Here is a 15503-nt window from a genome sequence, read left to right as displayed (position 1 = left end):
AGACCGAAGGGAACCCGCCCGTGACGCCCAGTCGGGGAACCCTGGACGGCGACCGCCCGGACGCCGGCGCGGCCCCACCCCCCGGCGGCCAGCGCCGTCGGCTGCGGTTGGCGGGCGTCGCCCGGCCGGTGGCCCGGGCCCGAGCGTTCACCGCCGAGGCGCTCGGCGACTGGTCGTGGTCCACCCCGCCCGACGCCGACCTCGGCGAGGACGTCGTGCTGCTGGTCGCCGAACTCGTCGGCAACGCGATGCTGCACGCCGGCGGCCCGCTCGAACTCGTCCTGGACGCCACCCCGGCCCGCCTGCGGATCGAGGTCTCCGACGCGTCCGCCGTGCTGCCCGCGCTGCGCACCCCGCACCACCCCGGCCTCCCCGGCGGTCACGGCCTGTACATCGTCCAGCACACCGCCGACCGCTGGGGCGCCGACCTGCACGCCCAGGGCAAGTCCATCTGGGCGGAGATCGACGTCTCCCGTCTGCGCGCGTAGCGTCGCCGGCACTCGACGCGAAGGCGGCCCCCGAACCTCGGGGGCCGCCTTCGTGCCGGGCGCCTCACCTGCCGCGGTTGCGGCGCCGCCGGCGCAGGATGTGCTGCCGCTCCTCCTCGGTGCGGCCGCCCCACACCCCGTAGCGTTCCCGGGCGGCGAGCGCGTGGCGCAGGCAGCGCTCCCGGACGGGGCAGCGGGCGCAGACCGCCTTCGCGGCGCGGTCACGCTCCTCGTGGGCTTGGCCCCGCTCGCCGGGCGGGTGGAAGAACAGCCGGCAGTCGGCGGCCCGGCAGGCGCCCCGCAGCTGCCAGTCCCACTGCTCCTCGGTGGCTCCGGGCAGACGGGAGATCACGGTCATCGGCTCCTCCTCGCGGTCGCACGGGTGTGCCCGTCCGTGTAACCGGGATCCGATGGCCGAACCGCGTGCGGCGGTCCTCGCGGGCTCCGGCGGTCAGTCCTCCTCGGGTTCCGGCGGCGAGGAGACCGGAACGGCGAACTCCGGGCCGTCCGCCGCGGTCTTCTCGCTCTCGTCCGGCGGCGGCGAACCCTCGGCGGTCATCCGGGCCTCCGGAGTCTCGGTGGGCGGCCACTCGTCGGCCGGTGCGTCATGGGTCCCGTGCGTGTGGTGCGACATCTCGCCTCCCGCGGAAGTGCTGACCCCCTCGTCTCCATGGTGCGTCCAGGCCCGCCCCGGCACCCGGCCGTCGCCGGGCGTGTCGGCCCGGCCACCCGGCGTCCCCGGTGTCGGCTGGCAGCATCCCGGCGACGGGCGCACGGTGGACGGGGGGCCGTTGTCCACCGTCGGGAGAGGAGAGTGTGGCCATGTCGTCCAAGCGACGCCGCAAGAAGAAGGCCCGCGCCAGGCACAAGGCGAACCACGGCCGTCGGCCCCAGTACTGAGAACCACCGACGTTCCCGGCAACGCCGAACGCCGAACACGACGATCTCGAAGCGGCCGCCACATCCGGAACCCAGCCCCGGACGGCGGCCGCTTCCGTGCGCTCCGCGCCCGCCGGCACGCCCCGCCCGCGCCCTGCCCCTCGCTGTCCGCGCCCGGTGTCTCCCCGTCGAGCGGCCGACCCCGTCCCGGCCGCTTCCCGTCAACCGGCCGTCGGGGCCCCGGCGTTCGCCCGGGCGTGGGCGGCGGCCCTGATCGGGGACAGGCCGCACGCCCACACCATCACCGCGCCGAGCAGCCGGGCCTGCGGTCGGTCCCAGAGCCGGCGGACCGCCCACGACCGACGGATGCCGAGCTCGGTGCGCGCCCATCCGGGCAGCAGGCCGACCGCCGCGTTGGTGAGGATCCGTACGGCGAGGCGCTCGCGCCGGGTGCGCCCGAAGCCCCGCAGCAGCGCGACCACCTCCAACGACTCGGGCCCGGCCCGCAGTTCGCCCCGCACCCGGGCCAGGTACTCGGCGAGCGCGGCGCGTGAGCCGGGTATCCCGTCCGCGCCGAGCAGTTCGCCGATCAGCGCCACCTGCGCCAGATACGCGTCGCACTCGTCGTCGCTCAACCGGCCCCGCCCGGCGAAGACCTGGTGCCCCAGCAGGAAGCAGGACACCTCCGCGGTGTGCACCCAGCAGAGCAGTTCGGGATCGTCGGCCCGGTACGGCCGGCCCGCCGCGTCGAAGCCGCGGACGAAGCGGTGGATGCGCCGCACCTCGGCGATCGCGGCCTCGGCGGCGGCGGAGGAGCCGAGCGTGGTGGTGGACACGAAGCGGGCGGTGCGGTGCAGCCGCCCGGTGGGGTCGGTGCGGTAGTCGGAGTGCTCGGCGACGGCGCGCATCGCGACCGGGTGCAGCGACTGGAGCATCAGCGCGGCGAACCCGCCGACCAGCATCCCGGCCGGGTGCTCGTGCACCCGCCACACCACGCTGGACGCGCCGAACAGGCCGGGATCGCCGGGCGGCCGGTCGTAGCGCTCCAGGTGGAGGTCGGCGCCGTGCACCGTGGCATTGATCTCCCGCAGCAGCCTCCGCCGCAGCGCCTCGACCGGCCGTCGCCACCCGTCCGTCACCGCCGTGCACCTCCCGCCCCGAACCGCCTGGACCGCTCGGGCTCCCCGGACTCTCCCGGAGCGCCTTCTGCCGCCACCCTACGCCGCGGCGCCCCGCCGCCGAACAGGGCTGACAGCACGCCGGGGGACCCGCTACGATCACCGGCGATGACTACTCATGGATTGGAGGTCCCGTCCTTCCGAAGTGAGTGCTGATGCACCGCACTTCGCCGATGGACGAGGACACTCGTACCTGTTTCTGGCCGCGCGTCCGGCAGTTCGCCGTTCCCCCGGCCATGATCGAGACCGCCACCGCCCGCCGGGAGTCCGGCGACTGGGGCGGCGCCTGCGCTGCTGCCCGGTTCGACGTGGAGCTGGACGTCCGGGCGGTCGCCCGCACGTACGGCCCCGAGCTCGCCGGTCAACTGCGCTCCGACCTCCGCCACTTGGCTCCGGACCTGCTGCGCTGGCACCTGCCGCGGACGGCCCCTGACGGGCTGCTGCGGCCGGGGCTGAGCGTCACCCTGGCCCGCTATCCGCGGGACGGGCCTGCCGCGTTCCACCTGGTGGCCCGCACCGCGCCGCACCGGATGGCGGCGGTCGACCAGCGAGTCGGCCTGGCGCTGTGGCACACCTCCGCCCCGGGGGCCGGCCTGCGCCCGCAGCCGCGTTTCCGCCTCGACCTGCACCGACACCTGTGGGACGCCCGGCGATCCCACGAACTCGCAAACCGCACGGCCGAATTGACGGATCCTCGGTTCGCCGACGAGATCTGGCCGTTCGAGGCCGCCCTGCTGCGCACGGCGGACGGGCTGGCGCCCGATGTGCCGGTCGCGGTGCGGTCGGCCGCGCGCCGGTTCCTGCTGCTCGATCCCGCCACCGGGTCGGTCGACGCGGAACTGCGCGACGCGGGCGGCTTCCCGGTGCTCCCGGACGCCGCCACCTGGGCACCGCCCGACCTGTGGCTGCTGCGCTCCGGGGCACTGCCCGCCGACCGACTGCACCCGCTGGTGGCGGCAGCGCTCGTCCCGGGCTTCCGCTCGGCGCCCGCGCCGCCGCCGTCGACGGAGGATCCGCTGCCGGTGGACTGTCGGGGAGCCCGGCACCGGGTGGCCCTGGTGGCGGGCCGGCTCACCTCGCTCGACCACTCGCCGGAGCAACTGCGGCGGGAGGAACTGCTGTTGGCGTTCGGCGGCCCGCCGCTGCCCTGCCTGCAGACCATCGACCGCGCGCACCGGCAGCCCGACGACCTGGACGCCATCGTGCAGCGCCTGCTGCACGGCGACCGGTCCGGTGCACTCGCCGCCGTCCGCCAACTGATCGGCGACGAGCGCCCGTTGCCGGGCAGCCCGCTCGCCGAGCGGCTGGCCGCGGACGAGGAGCTGCGGGGCGTCGCCGTGCTCCGTCGCGCCGGAATCGTCCCCCGCGGGCCGCGCGATGCCCGCGCGACCCCTCAGGCACCGCCGACACTGCTGCCGGACGGCCACCCGCACCGCCTTCGCCCGCCGCGAGGGCTCCGGTGCCGGTGCTGCTCGTTCCGGCGCCACCTGCTCTGACCCTTCACCCGACGCACGCCGCGCCGGGATCCGACTCTTTCCTCCCCAGGTGATCACTCATGCCTTCCACCACCCAACTCGCCGTCGCCGACCACCTGTTGGCGATGCTCGCCGAGTCCTCCACCGAGCCCCGACAGGACCTCCAGATCGAGGCCCTGACCCTCGCCGTCGCCGCCGACCTGCCGGTCCTTCTCTGGGGTGAACCCGGCATCGGGAAGACCGCCGCGCTGAACCAGCTCGCCGTCGAACTCGACCTGCCGCTCACCACGGTGATCGCCAGCGTGCACGAGCCGTCGGACTTCTCCGGCCTGCCGGTGATCGGCGCGGACCCGGCCACCGACGGTGTGCCGCTCGCGCCGCCGGACTGGGCGGTGCGCCTGGTCCGGCAGGGGCGCGGGCTGCTGTTCCTCGACGAGCTCTCCACCGCCCCGCCCGCCGTACAGGCGGCGCTGCTCCGCCTGGTGCTGGAGCGCCGCATCGGTGCGCTGCAACTCCCGCCGGGGGTGCGGATCGTGGCGGCCGCCAACCCGCGCGGCTCGGCCGCCGACGGCTGGGAGCTGAGCGCGCCGCTGGCCAACCGGTTCGTCCACCTGGACTGGGTGCACGACCCGCAGGTGGTGGTGCGCGGCCTCGGCGGGGTGTGGCCGCGCGCCGAGCTGCCCCGGCTGGACGCCGAACGGCTGCCCGCCGCCGTCGAGTTCGCCCGCCGCGCGGTGTGCGACCTGCTGACGGTGCGGCCCGAGCTGACCCACCGGCTGCCGTCCGCCGAGACCCGGCGCGGCAGGGCCTGGCCATCGCCCCGCAGTTGGGAGATGACGGTGCGGCTGCTGGCGTTCGGCTCGGCCGCCCGCTCGTCGCGCGAGGTGCTGTCGATGCTGGTGCGCGGCACGGTCGGTGACGGGCCCGGGCTCGAACTGCTGGCCGCCGTCGACCGGATGGACCTGCCCGCCCCCGAGGACCTGCTCGCCGACCCGGACGGCGCCGTCCTGCCGGAGCGCGGCGACCTGCGGCAGATCGCGCTGGACGCGGTGGTCGCCGCGGTGCGCTCCCGGCCGACCCTGCAACGTTGGGACGCCGCCTGGGCGTTGATGGCGCGGGCGCTGCAGACCGGCAGCCCGGACGTGCTGGTGGTGCCCGTCACCACGCTCGCCTCGCTGCGCCGACCCGACTGGGAGGTACCGGCGTTGATCGAGCGGTTCGCGGGTGCGCTGGAGGTTTCCCGGCGGGCCGACCGGGCCGCCGCACGGGTGCCCGCCGCCGCCCGGGCGGGCCTCCGATGAGCGCGCCCCGCCCGATGCCCGGACCGCCGAAGCCGGGACCGCCCCGTGCGACACCAAGGCCGACGCCCCGTCCGGCCCCGAGTCCCGCGCCCGACCGCGCGAGGCCGGGACCGTCCCGCCCGGCCGGGCCGCCGCTGGACCTGGAGAAGCTGTACGCGGCCCGCCTGCAGGCGGTGCGGGCCCGCCCGTACCTGGCCACCGCGCTGTTCGCGATGCACGTGGTCGAGTCGGCGCAGGTGCCGACCATGGCGGTGGACCGGTACTGGCGCTGCTACGTCTCACCCGTGTTCGTGGCCGCCCGGCCGGTGGAGGAACTCGCCTCGATCTGGGTCCACGAGGTCTCCCACCTGCTGCGCGACCACGCCGGCCGCGGCGACCGGGCGATCCGCAAGTTCGGGCTGAACGGGCCGGGCGACCGCCTGCGGATCAATGTGGCGGCGGACTGCGAGATCAACGACGACATCTTCGGCGACGGCCTGATCCGGCCCGCGGACGCCGTCCACCCGGAGACGCTCGGCCTGCCGCCGGACCTGCTGATGGAGGACTACCTGCCGAGGTTCACGCTCGGCCCGCACACCGACACCGTCGGCTGGCTGGAGTGCGGCAGCGGCGCCGACGGCTTCGACCGGGCGTGGGACCTCGGGCCGGGCGGCGGGCTCGGGCTGCAGCCGCACGAGCGCGACCTGGTCCGGTTCCGGGTCGCCGAGGGCATCCTCGGGCGGCCGGGCGACGCCCCGGCGGGCTGGCGGCGCTGGGCCCGGGAGGCGTTCCATCCGCCGCAGCCGTGGCGGGAGTTGCTCGGCGCGGCGGTCCGCTCGGCGGTGGCCGGCGCGGGCGCGGGCTCCGACTACACGTACGGCCGACCGGCGCGCCGCGCCACCGCGCTGCCGGGTGTCGTGCTGCCCTCGCTGCGCCACCGACTGCCGCGGGTGGCCGTGGTGGTGGACACCTCCGCCTCGGTGAGCGATCAGGAGTTGGGCACCGCGCTGCTGGAGATCGCCGCGATCGCCCGCACCCTGGGCGGGCGGCGCGAACTGCTGTCGGTGCTGTCCTGCGACGCCGCCGCCCATCGGGTCCAACGGATCAGCGGCGACGGAGTGTTGGCGCTGGTCGGCGGTGGCGGCACCGATCTGCGGGAGGGCTTCGCGGCGGCCCTGCGACTGCGCCCGGCCCCGGACGTGGTGGTGGCGCTGACGGACGGCCAGACGGCCTGGCCCTCCCAACGGCCGTCCTGCCGGACGGTGGTCGGCCTGTTCAGCCGTCCGTCGTACGTCGACGAGGACGATCCGGACTACCGGCCCGATCTGCCGCCGGAGTGGGCGCGGGTGGTGCAACTGGAGCGATAGCCGGGCGAGTTCAGGCGAGCCGGAAGTGCAGGGTGTCGCCGGGGCGGGCCTGGGCGGCGGCGCCGAGGTCGGCGCGGCGGACCACCGCGATGACGGGGTAGCCGCCGGTGACGGGGTGGTCGGCGAGGAACAGGATCGGCCGCCCGGACGGCGGCACCTGCAGCGCGCCGCCGACCATGCCCTCGGAGGGGAGTTCGCCGGTGCGGGCGCGTTCCAGGGCGGGCCCGTCCAGGCGCATGCCGACCCGGTCGCTGTCGGGGGTGACGGTGTACGGCTCGGCGAGCAGGGTGCGCAGCGCGTCGGCGGTGAACCAGTCGTCGCGGGGGCCGGGCAGCACGTGCAGCACGGTGCGGTCGGCGGGGGCGGGCCGCGGAGCGTGGTCGGCGGTGGGCCAGCCGGTGGCGGCGTCGCCGAGGGGCAGCAGTTGACCGACCGTCAGCCGGTCGGGGCCGATTCCGGCGAGGGTGTCGGTGGAGCGGGAGCCGAGCACCGGGGGGACGTCCAGGCCGCCGCGGACGGCGAGGTAGACGCGCAGGCCGCGGGTGGGGGTGCCGAGGCGCAGCCGGGCGCCGGCGGGGACGTGCAGCGGGGTGCGGGTGGCGGCGGGGCGTCGGTCGATCCAGGCCGGGCAGTCGGCGCCGGTGAGCGCGCAGGTGGCGGCGCGCGGGAAGGCCAGTTCGAGGCCGCCCATGGGTGCTTCGAGACCGGCGGCGTCCTCGGGGTTGCCGACCAGGCGGTTGGCCAGGCGCAGCGCGTCGCGGTCGGCGGCTCCGGCCCGGCCGACGCCGAGCGCGGCGAGTCCGGGCCGGCCGAGGTCCTGCACGGTGGCGCCGAACCCGGCGCGGACGACCAGCAGTTCACCGCGGGTCATGATCCGCTCCCGGGTGCTCCTGGGCTTCGACGAAGCGGACGGCGGTGCCGGGGCGCAGCCGGGTGGGCGGGTCGGCGGCGGGGTCCCACAGGGTGAGAGCGGTGGTGCCGAGCAGGTGCCAGCCGCCGGGCGAGGGGCTCGGGTAGATGCCGGTGTACTCGTCGGCGACGGCGACGGTTCCGGCCGGCACCCGGGTGCGGGGCTCGGTGCGGCGGGGCAGGCGCAGCTGCGGGTCGAGGCCGGTGAGGTAGGCGAAGCCCGGGGCGAAGCCGCAGAACGCGACGCGGTAGTGGGCGGCGGTGTGGCGTTCGACGACCTGGCGTTCGGTCAGTCCGGTGCGGGCGGCGACCTCGGCGAGGTCGGGTCCGTCGTACCGCACGGGGATGCGGACGGTCTCCGTCGTCCCGGCGGGCGGGAGGGCGGCGGTGCGGGGCGGCTCGGCGAAGGCGGTGAGCGCGGTGCGCAGGCGGTGCGGGTCCGTGGTGCGGGGGTCGTAGCGGACCAGCACGGTGCGGGCGGCGGGCACGAGTTCGGTGACGCCGCCGGGTGGTGCGGCGCGCAGTGCACCGTGCAGGTGCTGCACCTGTTCGGCGCTGTCGACCTCGATCAGGACGGCGTCGCTCCCGCATGCCAGTACTCGCACCGGACCGTCCTGTTCCGTTCGCGCGGCCGCCGCCGGGCCGTCCTCGGCCCAAGCTACCAAGCGGGCGGCGGGTGCGGTGCGTACGCCGTACACCGGAGCGCAGTACGCACTGACGCGGCGCGGTGCCCCCCGGCACCGCGCCGGACACCGCCCGCGGCCCCCGAACCGCTCGGCGTGCGGGGGCCGTGGGCGGTCTGCACGGCGCGGGCCACGCTCCCGCGCCGTGGGTCGCCCCCGGTCAGGCCGGGGTCGCCGGGCGTTCGGCGAGGCGGCGCGCCTTGCGCTTGCTCAGCGGCTGCTCGGGGAGCCAGCCGAAGGCGAGGGTGCTGCCGACCAGGCCAAGCAGCAGGCCGATGAAGAAGCCTCCGATGTTGGACGTGATCCAGCTGCCGAGGGTGGCGAGGACCGCGACCAGGGAGTAGAAGACCCGTTGCACGGGGTGGAAGATCAGCAGCAGTCCGCAGAGCACCATGAGCGCCGGGACGATGTATCCGGCCAGGCCGAGCAGTCCGATGCGGATGACGGTGTGCATCGGGGCTTTCTCGGTGAACAGGATCTCGGCGCCGGCGAGGGTGACCAGCAGGCCGCCCCAGAAGGGCCGGCGGTCGCGCCAGCCGGCGAAGCCGGTGCGGGTGATGACGGCCGGCGGGGCGTCCGTGGCGGGGTCCTCGGGACCGGTGGGCCGGGCGGCCGCGGTGTTCTCGGCCGCCCGGTCCGGTGCCGAGTCGAACTCAGCAGCCATTGGTGCTGAAGCTGAGGTGCATGTTGGGCAGCCGGAACACTCCGGCGGTGGTGGCGTAGTTCTGCTGGCGGAAGTGGTCGACGGTCACCTCGTCGCCCTGCTGGCCGAACATTCCGGGCGGGCCCTGGACCGGGCCCTTGTCGAAGGTGCTGGCGTCCCGGCCGACTTCGAGACCCTTGAACTCGGCCTCGCCGCTCATCAGGTCGGAGTCGGTCGTGAGGTTCTCGGCGTGGACCGGGGTGCCCTTGTCGCCCGCCGTGATCAGCAGGTTGATGCCGCCCAGGTTGACGCTCTGACAGAGCTTGGTCAGGTCGGCCGACTTGACTGCGGTCTGGATCAGGAACAGCTGGCCGCCGGTGTCGCCGGCGTTCGGGCTGTTCTCGATCATGTTGTCCAGGACGCCGAACTGCGCGACCCCGGTGCCGTGCAAACGGTCGGCAGTGACCTCGAAGGCCATGCCCGAGATGGCGAACTGGTTGGCGAGGACGTTCTGCGCGGTCATGGTCACCAGCACGCCGGCGGTCACGCAGGCGGGAATCGCCATCAGTGCGGCGCGGCGCAGCCGGACCCGGCCACGCCCGACAGGGGTGGCGGCGGGTTGTTCTGCGGGGTGGGGCATGTGCAGCTCCAGAGGGTTCGAGTGGGGGTGCGCTGCCCGCCGGCGGTGAGGTCCTGGCGTGGACGGATACGTCAACGATCTTTCGTTTCAACGAAGTTGACGATCTTTCTCATACCTGCGGGCTGACTGGAAGTTACCCCGGGGTACATGGCGGGTCAATACTTCGCGCACCGTCCCCACACATCTGAAAACCAGTCAACTCCTGTTACTGGTGAGACTCTTGGGGCGACACCGAGATCGAACTCCACTCACCGGCCTGCCAACTTCCGCACATCTTCTTGACGTTGTCGTCCGACCCCCATAGAAATTGGCGATGTACCCGGCGGTAACACCGCGCCGTCACGGCGCACCCCGGGCCCTTTCCACCCCGCCTGTCGGTGCCCTCGCGACCCGGGGCGCCGCTCCCGGTGCCACGTTCCGCCCGGTACCCAGGACCGCCCCGGCGGCACGGTGGCAGTCGTGCGCCTTCGGGCCGGTCGCTCGTGGCGTCGAGCGACCCGCCCGCTCGCCGAACACCCGCACGCCGCACCGCCGTTGGCGCGTCCAGCACGGGCCCGCCACCCCGTCCCCCTTGCCGTGAGGAGTCCCCCCACCATGCGCCGCACCCAGCCGGACCACTCCGCCAGCAGCTCCGACCGCCCCGCCGCCCGCCACGGCTCCCGGCGACTGCTCGGCCGTCTCGCCGTCCCGGCCGCGCTGGCCAGTGCGGCGCTGCTGGCCGGCACCGTTCCGGCCTCCGCCGCCGCACCGGGCGGGCCGTACACCGGCATGGGCAACTGCCCGCTGAACGCGCCCGCCATGACCAACCCGGCGAACCTCCAGGTCGGCTGTCTGGTGTCGATCACCAACGGCGGCAAGTTCACCCTGGGCAGCACGGTGGTGCCCTTCAACTCGCCGATCAAGCTGCAGTTCGGCTTCTACTGGGACAAGTCCGCGCCCGAGGTGACCTTCCCGGACGGCACCACCGCCAACCAGTACAACGTGGTGCCGCCGACCAACGCCCCGCTGATGAGCGCGCCGATGGTGGAGATCACCATCCCCGGCATCCAGAACTTCCTGCCCGGCATCACCAGCGTCTTCGCTCAGGTCGAACTCGCGGGCCAGGTCTCCAAGTTCACCCCGATGGCGACCGGCGAGCCGTACCCCGTGTTCCAACTGCCGATCAAGCTCCACCTGTTCAACGCGCTGTTCGGCCCGGACTGCTACGTCGGCTCCAACTCCGCGCCGCTGGTGCTCAAGCCCACCACCGGCACCACCGCGCCGCCGGCGCCGACCGCCCCGATGACCGGCGACCCGGGCGCCATCGACTTCACCATGGACCCGAACGGCCACAACGCGCTGGTGGTCTCGGAGAACAACGCGAACCTGGTCGACAACACCTTCTCGGTGCCCGGCGCCAACGGCTGCGGCCTGCTCGGTTCGCTCAACCAGATCATCAACTGGACGATGAACCTGCCCGCGACGCCCGGCAAGAACTCGGTGAGCTTCCAGCAGACCAACGCCAACTTCGCGCTGGACGAGAGCATCTCCGACCTGACCGCCGCGATGGCCGCCAGCGCCGCCCACTGACCCACCCGCCCGACGACGGCCCACGCGTCGACCGGGCGGCCCTCCCCCACCGACCCGTGCCCGCGCCACCGCGGGCGGGCACGCGCTCCGCACCGTCGGAGCGACGCCCCGGCCACCCGGCCGGGGCCTCCCTCACCGGACGCCCCACCCACCGGAAGGAACCCTCGTGCGCAACCGTCTCTTCGCCGGCGCCGCCGCCCTGGCCGCCGCCACCGCCCTGATCGCCCTCCCGGCCGGCTCTGCCAGCGCCACCGTGCCCGGATCCCCGGTCCTCTACACCGCCGGGCCCGCCGTCAACGTCGGCGACCCGCTGTCCGCCGACCTGGTCTCCGGCACCATCGCGACGATGTACAACCCGGGCACCACCACCGGCGTCAAGTGCGCCGCCTCCCACATCGGTGGAACCGTCGCCTCCAACCCGAACGCCCCCGGCACCGCGTCCGGCCCGGTCAACACGCTCACCTTCGGCAGCTGCACCTCCAACGTGGTCGGCGTGTCCTCCGTGATCAGCCTGACCATGGACCACCTGCCCTACACGCTGAGCATCTCCGACTCGGCCGGCTTCCCGGTCTCGCTCTCCCCGACCTCGGCGGGGGTGATCCAGGCCACCGTCGTGCTCAAGACGCTGGCCGGCACCGCCACCTGTGTGTTCCACTCCACCGCGGGCAGCCTGACCGGTTCCGCCACCAACAGCCCGGCGCAGATCACTCTGAGCACCCAGAACTTCACCAAGACCACTGGTCCGAGCATCTGCTTCCCGTCCATCGACTTCTCGGCCTCCTACGGCCCGGTCACGGACACCGCCCCGGGCAACGGCCAGGTCGTCCTCGTCAACTGACGCCCCGCCCCGGCCACATCGGCGCCGCGCCCTCCCCGGGGCGCGGCGCTCCGCCGTACCGGGCCGTCAACTCTCCCTGCCCGCGCTCCTGGCCCGCACCTCCACCCGCTCCCCTGCGGAAGGAACCCCTCGTGCGCAACCGCCTCCTCGCCGGCGCCGCCGCCCTGGCCGCCGCCACCGCCCTGATCGCCCTCCCGGCCGGCACCGCCGGCGCCGTGCCCGGAGCCCCGGCTCTCCACATCCACAGCCCCGCCGTCAACCTCGGCGGCCCGCTGTCCGCGGACCTGGCCTACGGCACCGAGGCGACGATGTACATCCCGGGCACCACCACCGGCGTCCGGTGCGCCGCCTCCCACATCGGCGGCACGCTCGCCGTCGATCCGAACCCCCCGGGCACCATGTCCGGCCCGGTCGACACGCTCACCTTCGGCTCCTGCACCTCCAACATCGTCGGCGTCATCTCCGTGACCAGCCTGACCATGGACCACCTGCCGTACACGCTCGCCATCTCCGACGCTTCCGGCTACCCGGTCGTTCTCTTCCCGACCTCGGGAAGCACCATCCAGGCCACCCTCGTCCTCAAGACGCTGGCCGGAACCGCCACCTGTGTCTTCCGTGCGAACACCCTGAACGGCAACGCCACCCACGGCCTGACGCAGATCGACCTGAGCAACCAGAACTTCACCAAGGCCATCGGTCCGAGCATCTGCTTCTCGACCATCGGCTTCTCTGCTTCCTATGGCCCGGTCGCTCTCGTTAACTGACCGCCCGCACCGGCCACTTCGGCCCGCCGCGCCGAGCCGTCAACTCTCCTTGCCCGTGGTCCTGGCCCGTACGTGCACCCGCTCCCCCTGCGGCCCGAACAGGCTCAGGAACTCCACCGGGGTCGAGCCCGCGTTGGTGAACACGTGCGGCGTACGGGTGTCGAACTCGGCCGCCTCGCCGGCCTTCAGCACCACGTCGTGCTCGCCGAGCCGCAGCCGCAGCTGCCCCGACAGCACGTACAGCCACTCGTGGCCCTCGTGGGTGCGCTGCTCGGCGTCCTCCCGGCTCCCCGGCGGGACGATCATCTTGTACGCCTGCATCCCGCCGAGGTTCCGGGCCAGCGGCAGGTACGTCCAGCCGTGCCGGACGAACGGACGCAGCCGGACCCGGGGGTCGCCCGTCGGCGGCGCGTCCACCAGTTCGTCGAGCGCGACCCCGTGCGCCCGGGCCAGCGGCAGCAGCAGTTCCAGGGTGGGCCGGCGGCCGCCCGACTCCAGTCGGGAGAGCGTGCTCACCGAGATGCCGGTCTCCTCACTGAGCTGCGCCAGCGTGGTACCGCGCTGCTGGCGGATCGCCCGCAGCCGCGGTCCGACCCCGCTCAGCACCGCCTCGAAGTCCTCGTTCTCCGCGCCCACCGCGCCACTCCCTCCGCTCGATCATCGCCCGACCTTCGCCCGACCATCGCTCGGCGTCCGCTCGGCCCACGCCCGGCTTCCGCCCGGTCCTTCCATTTGCCACCTCAGCAACATTGTTTGTCAATCCGGCCAGGGCGGCGCACCATCGGACCATGACCGCCACGCACCGCGACTCGCACCCGCACCCCTCCCGCCACCACGACGTCCTGGTCGTCGGCGGCGGCGCCGCCGGACTGAGCGGGGCCCTCGTCCTGGCCCGGGCCCGCCGCTCCGTCCTGGTCGTCGACGCCGGCCGGCCGCGCAACGCGCCCGCCGCAGGCGCCCACGGCCTGCTCGGCCAGGAGGGCGTCCCGCCCCTCGAACTCGTCGCCCGCGGCCGGGCCGAAGTCGGCTCGTACGGCGGCGAGTTCCACGACGCGGAGGTGCGCGGCATCACCCGCGATCCGGACGGTGCCTTCCGCGCCGAGCTGTCCGACGGCAGCACCGTGCATGCCCGCCGGGTGCTGCTGGCCACCGGCGCCACCGACGTCCTGCCCGAGCTGCCCGGCCTGGCCGAGCGCTGGGGCCGCCAGGTGCTGCACTGCCCGTACTGCCACGGCTGGGAGGTCCGCGACCGGCGGATCGCCGTACTCGCCACCGAGCCCGCCGTCGCCGTCCACCAGGCGCTGCTGTGGCGGCAGTGGAGCTCCGACGTCGCGCTGCTCGCCCACACCGCCGGGCCGTTCACCGAGCAGCAGCGGCGCGAACTCGCCGCCCGCGGCGTCACCGTGCACACCGGCGAGGTCGTCGCCGTCCTGCCCGAGGGCGAATCCGATGCGCTCACCGGCGTCCGGCTCGCCGACGGCACCGTGATCGACTGCGACGCGCTCGGCGTCGGCACCGGCCTGACCGTGCGCGCACCGTTCCTCGCCGGTCTCGGCCTCGCCCCGACCGCCCTGGTCCGCGACGGCGCCGAGCTGGGCGACCACCTCGCCACCACCGGCCCGACCGGCGCCACCGAGGCGCCGGGCGTGTGGGCGGTCGGCAACCTCGTCGACCCGATGGCGCAGGTCGCCGTGGCCGCCGCCGACGGTCTGCGGGCCGCCATCGCGATCAACGCCGACCTGATCGCCGAGGAGACCCGACTCGCCGTCGAGGCCGTCGAGTTCTGGGAGAAGCGCTACGGCGAGAGCGCGCAGATCTGGAGCGGCCGGCCCAACGCCTCGCTCACCCATGAGGTCGCCGACCTCGCCCCCGGCCACGCCCTGGACCTCGGCTGCGGCGAGGGCGGCGACGCGATCTGGCTGGCCCAGCAGGGCTGGCAGGTCACCGCCGTCGACATCTCCCAGGTCGCCCTCGACCGGGCCGCCGCCCGCGCCGCGGTGGAAGGCGTCGCCGACCGGATCAGCTGGCGGCGCACCGACCTGGCAAACGCTTTCCCGACCGGCTCCTACGATCTGGTCTCCGCCCAGTTCCTGCACTCCCCCGCTGAGTTCCCGCGCGAGCGGGTACTGCGCCGCGCCGCCGACGCGGTCGCCCCCGGCGGCACCCTGCTGATCGTCAGCCACGCCGTCGCCCCCGCCCGGTTCAGCGAGGCGCAGGACCACCACGATCAGCACGGGCACGGCCAGGACCACGGCCACGGCCACGGCCACGGGCATCACGCGATGAACTTCCCCACTCCCGCCGAGGTGCTCGACTCCCTGCGCCTGGCCCCCGGCGCCTGGACGGTGGAGCGCGCCGAGGAGCATCCTCGCCACGACCACCCCGAGCACCCCGTCGCCGACCCCGACGCCCGCCCGCACCGCGACTCCACGGTCCGCCTGCGCCGCAACCCCTGACCGGCCCGCCCCGCTGCACCGACCCCACTCGGCCGCCCGCGCGCACCCGCACGCGGGCGGCCGTGCTTCTGCCCACCCGCCTGACGAACCGTCAGCCCTATGATCACGACGTGCCCGCCCGAGCCCCCTGGCACTCAGTTCCCTCCGTCGGGACACTGAGTCCCCTCTCACTTCGACAGAGAGTGGATCTGTGGCACGGAGTGTGGTCTAGTGGGGGTACTGAGTTCCCTCCGATGTGAGGCGTGAAAGGACTAGGTGGCCGTGAGCTTGAGGATCGTTGTCTGTGTGAAGTACGTGCCCGACGCGACCGGTGACCGTCGCTTCGCGGACGATG

The 15503-nt window shown here is 74.5% G+C and carries 17 protein-coding genes; 9 read left to right on the top strand and 8 right to left on the bottom strand.

Translation table 11 applies throughout. The features are described from left to right. Nucleotides 1-20: 20 nt before the first annotated feature. Nucleotides 21-488: an ATP-binding protein gene (locus tag IEZ12_RS29690; protein ID WP_189276287.1), complete on the top strand. Its 468-nt coding sequence runs from the start codon at nucleotides 21-23 to the stop codon at nucleotides 486-488. Nucleotides 489-552: 64 nt separating this feature from the next. Here the strand turns inward: IEZ12_RS29690 and IEZ12_RS29685 are convergent, their stop codons facing one another. Together IEZ12_RS29685 and IEZ12_RS29680 are read right to left on the bottom strand one after the other, a co-directional pair. Next, the gene (locus tag IEZ12_RS29685) at nucleotides 553-846 is read right to left on the bottom strand and encodes a WhiB family transcriptional regulator (RefSeq protein WP_189276286.1); all 294 of its coding nucleotides are present in this window, start codon (nucleotides 844-846) and stop codon (nucleotides 553-555) included. Nucleotides 847-939: 93 nt separating this feature from the next. After that, nucleotides 940-1122 (bottom strand): hypothetical protein, encoded by a 183-nt coding sequence (locus IEZ12_RS29680; protein ID WP_043911770.1) that lies wholly within the window; start codon nucleotides 1120-1122, stop codon nucleotides 940-942. Between the two features lie 188 nt (nucleotides 1123-1310). On the opposite strand from IEZ12_RS29680, the gene IEZ12_RS40925 reads away from it, so the two are divergent. Further along, a complete protein-coding gene (locus IEZ12_RS40925; protein ID WP_494516455.1) occupies nucleotides 1311-1388 on the top strand; it encodes a 50S ribosomal protein bL37 in 78 nt (25 codons plus the stop codon). Between the two features lie 200 nt (nucleotides 1389-1588). Here the strand turns inward: IEZ12_RS40925 and IEZ12_RS29675 are convergent, their stop codons facing one another. Continuing rightward, nucleotides 1589-2506, bottom strand: coding sequence for an oxygenase MpaB family protein (locus tag IEZ12_RS29675; protein WP_229848282.1), 918 nt, complete (start codon nucleotides 2504-2506; stop codon nucleotides 1589-1591). Between the two features lie 194 nt (nucleotides 2507-2700). Between IEZ12_RS29675 and IEZ12_RS29670 the strand changes: the two genes are divergently transcribed. From IEZ12_RS29670 to IEZ12_RS29660, 3 genes are read left to right on the top strand one after another with little or no spacing between them, the layout of a single operon-like run. Beyond that, nucleotides 2701-4041 (top strand): hypothetical protein, encoded by a 1341-nt coding sequence (locus tag IEZ12_RS29670; RefSeq protein WP_229848280.1) that lies wholly within the window; start codon nucleotides 2701-2703, stop codon nucleotides 4039-4041. 59 nt (nucleotides 4042-4100) lie between these two features. After that, nucleotides 4101-5321, top strand: coding sequence for an AAA family ATPase (locus IEZ12_RS29665; protein WP_189276281.1), 1221 nt, complete (start codon nucleotides 4101-4103; stop codon nucleotides 5319-5321). A gap of 14 nt (nucleotides 5322-5335) precedes the next feature. Further along, nucleotides 5336-6667, top strand: coding sequence for a vWA domain-containing protein (locus tag IEZ12_RS29660; protein ID WP_189276437.1), 1332 nt, complete (start codon nucleotides 5336-5338; stop codon nucleotides 6665-6667). A gap of 10 nt (nucleotides 6668-6677) precedes the next feature. On the opposite strand, the gene IEZ12_RS29655 is transcribed toward IEZ12_RS29660, so the two are convergent. From IEZ12_RS29655 to IEZ12_RS29640, 4 genes are all read right to left on the bottom strand, one after another. Next, nucleotides 6678-7538 (bottom strand): 5-oxoprolinase subunit C family protein, encoded by an 861-nt coding sequence (locus IEZ12_RS29655; protein ID WP_189276279.1) that lies wholly within the window; start codon nucleotides 7536-7538, stop codon nucleotides 6678-6680. Beyond that, nucleotides 7525-8181, bottom strand: coding sequence for a 5-oxoprolinase subunit B family protein (locus IEZ12_RS29650; protein WP_189276277.1), 657 nt, complete (start codon nucleotides 8179-8181; stop codon nucleotides 7525-7527). Before IEZ12_RS29650 ends, IEZ12_RS29655 begins: the two co-directional genes overlap by 14 nt. Nucleotides 8182-8419: 238 nt before the next feature. Continuing rightward, nucleotides 8420-8923, bottom strand: a complete 504-nt coding sequence (locus tag IEZ12_RS29645) for a DUF6114 domain-containing protein (RefSeq protein WP_229848279.1) — start codon at nucleotides 8921-8923, stop codon at nucleotides 8420-8422. Next, complete coding sequence (locus tag IEZ12_RS29640) at nucleotides 8913-9542, bottom strand: DUF6230 family protein (protein WP_043911765.1); 630 nt, start codon at nucleotides 9540-9542, stop codon at nucleotides 8913-8915. Before IEZ12_RS29640 ends, IEZ12_RS29645 begins: the two co-directional genes overlap by 11 nt. Before the next feature lie 594 nt (nucleotides 9543-10136). Between IEZ12_RS29640 and IEZ12_RS29635 the strand changes: the two genes are divergently transcribed. From IEZ12_RS29635 to IEZ12_RS29625, 3 genes are all read left to right on the top strand, one after another. After that, nucleotides 10137-11111: a hypothetical protein gene (locus IEZ12_RS29635; protein WP_189276275.1), complete on the top strand. Its 975-nt coding sequence runs from the start codon at nucleotides 10137-10139 to the stop codon at nucleotides 11109-11111. A 166-nt stretch (nucleotides 11112-11277) separates the two neighbouring features. Next, the gene (locus IEZ12_RS29630; RefSeq protein WP_189276273.1) at nucleotides 11278-11949 is read left to right on the top strand and encodes a Tat pathway signal sequence domain protein; all 672 of its coding nucleotides are present in this window, start codon (nucleotides 11278-11280) and stop codon (nucleotides 11947-11949) included. A 131-nt stretch (nucleotides 11950-12080) separates the two neighbouring features. Next, nucleotides 12081-12713, top strand: coding sequence for a Tat pathway signal sequence domain protein (locus IEZ12_RS29625; protein ID WP_189276271.1), 633 nt, complete (start codon nucleotides 12081-12083; stop codon nucleotides 12711-12713). A gap of 39 nt (nucleotides 12714-12752) precedes the next feature. Here IEZ12_RS29625 and IEZ12_RS29620 read toward each other — a convergent pair whose 3' ends face one another. Then, nucleotides 12753-13349, bottom strand: a complete 597-nt coding sequence (locus IEZ12_RS29620) for a helix-turn-helix domain-containing protein (RefSeq protein ID WP_189276269.1) — start codon at nucleotides 13347-13349, stop codon at nucleotides 12753-12755. Nucleotides 13350-13501: 152 nt separating this feature from the next. Between IEZ12_RS29620 and IEZ12_RS29615 the strand changes: the two genes are divergently transcribed. Further along, a complete protein-coding gene (locus IEZ12_RS29615; RefSeq protein ID WP_189276267.1) occupies nucleotides 13502-15169 on the top strand; it encodes an FAD-dependent oxidoreductase in 1668 nt (555 codons plus the stop codon). Nucleotides 15170-15503 lie beyond the last annotated feature (334 nt).

The sequence above is a fragment of the Kitasatospora griseola genome, from assembly GCF_014648555.1.
Classification (GTDB): domain Bacteria; phylum Actinomycetota; class Actinomycetes; order Streptomycetales; family Streptomycetaceae; genus Kitasatospora; species Kitasatospora griseola.
This window is presented reverse-complemented; position numbering and strand designations above follow the sequence as displayed.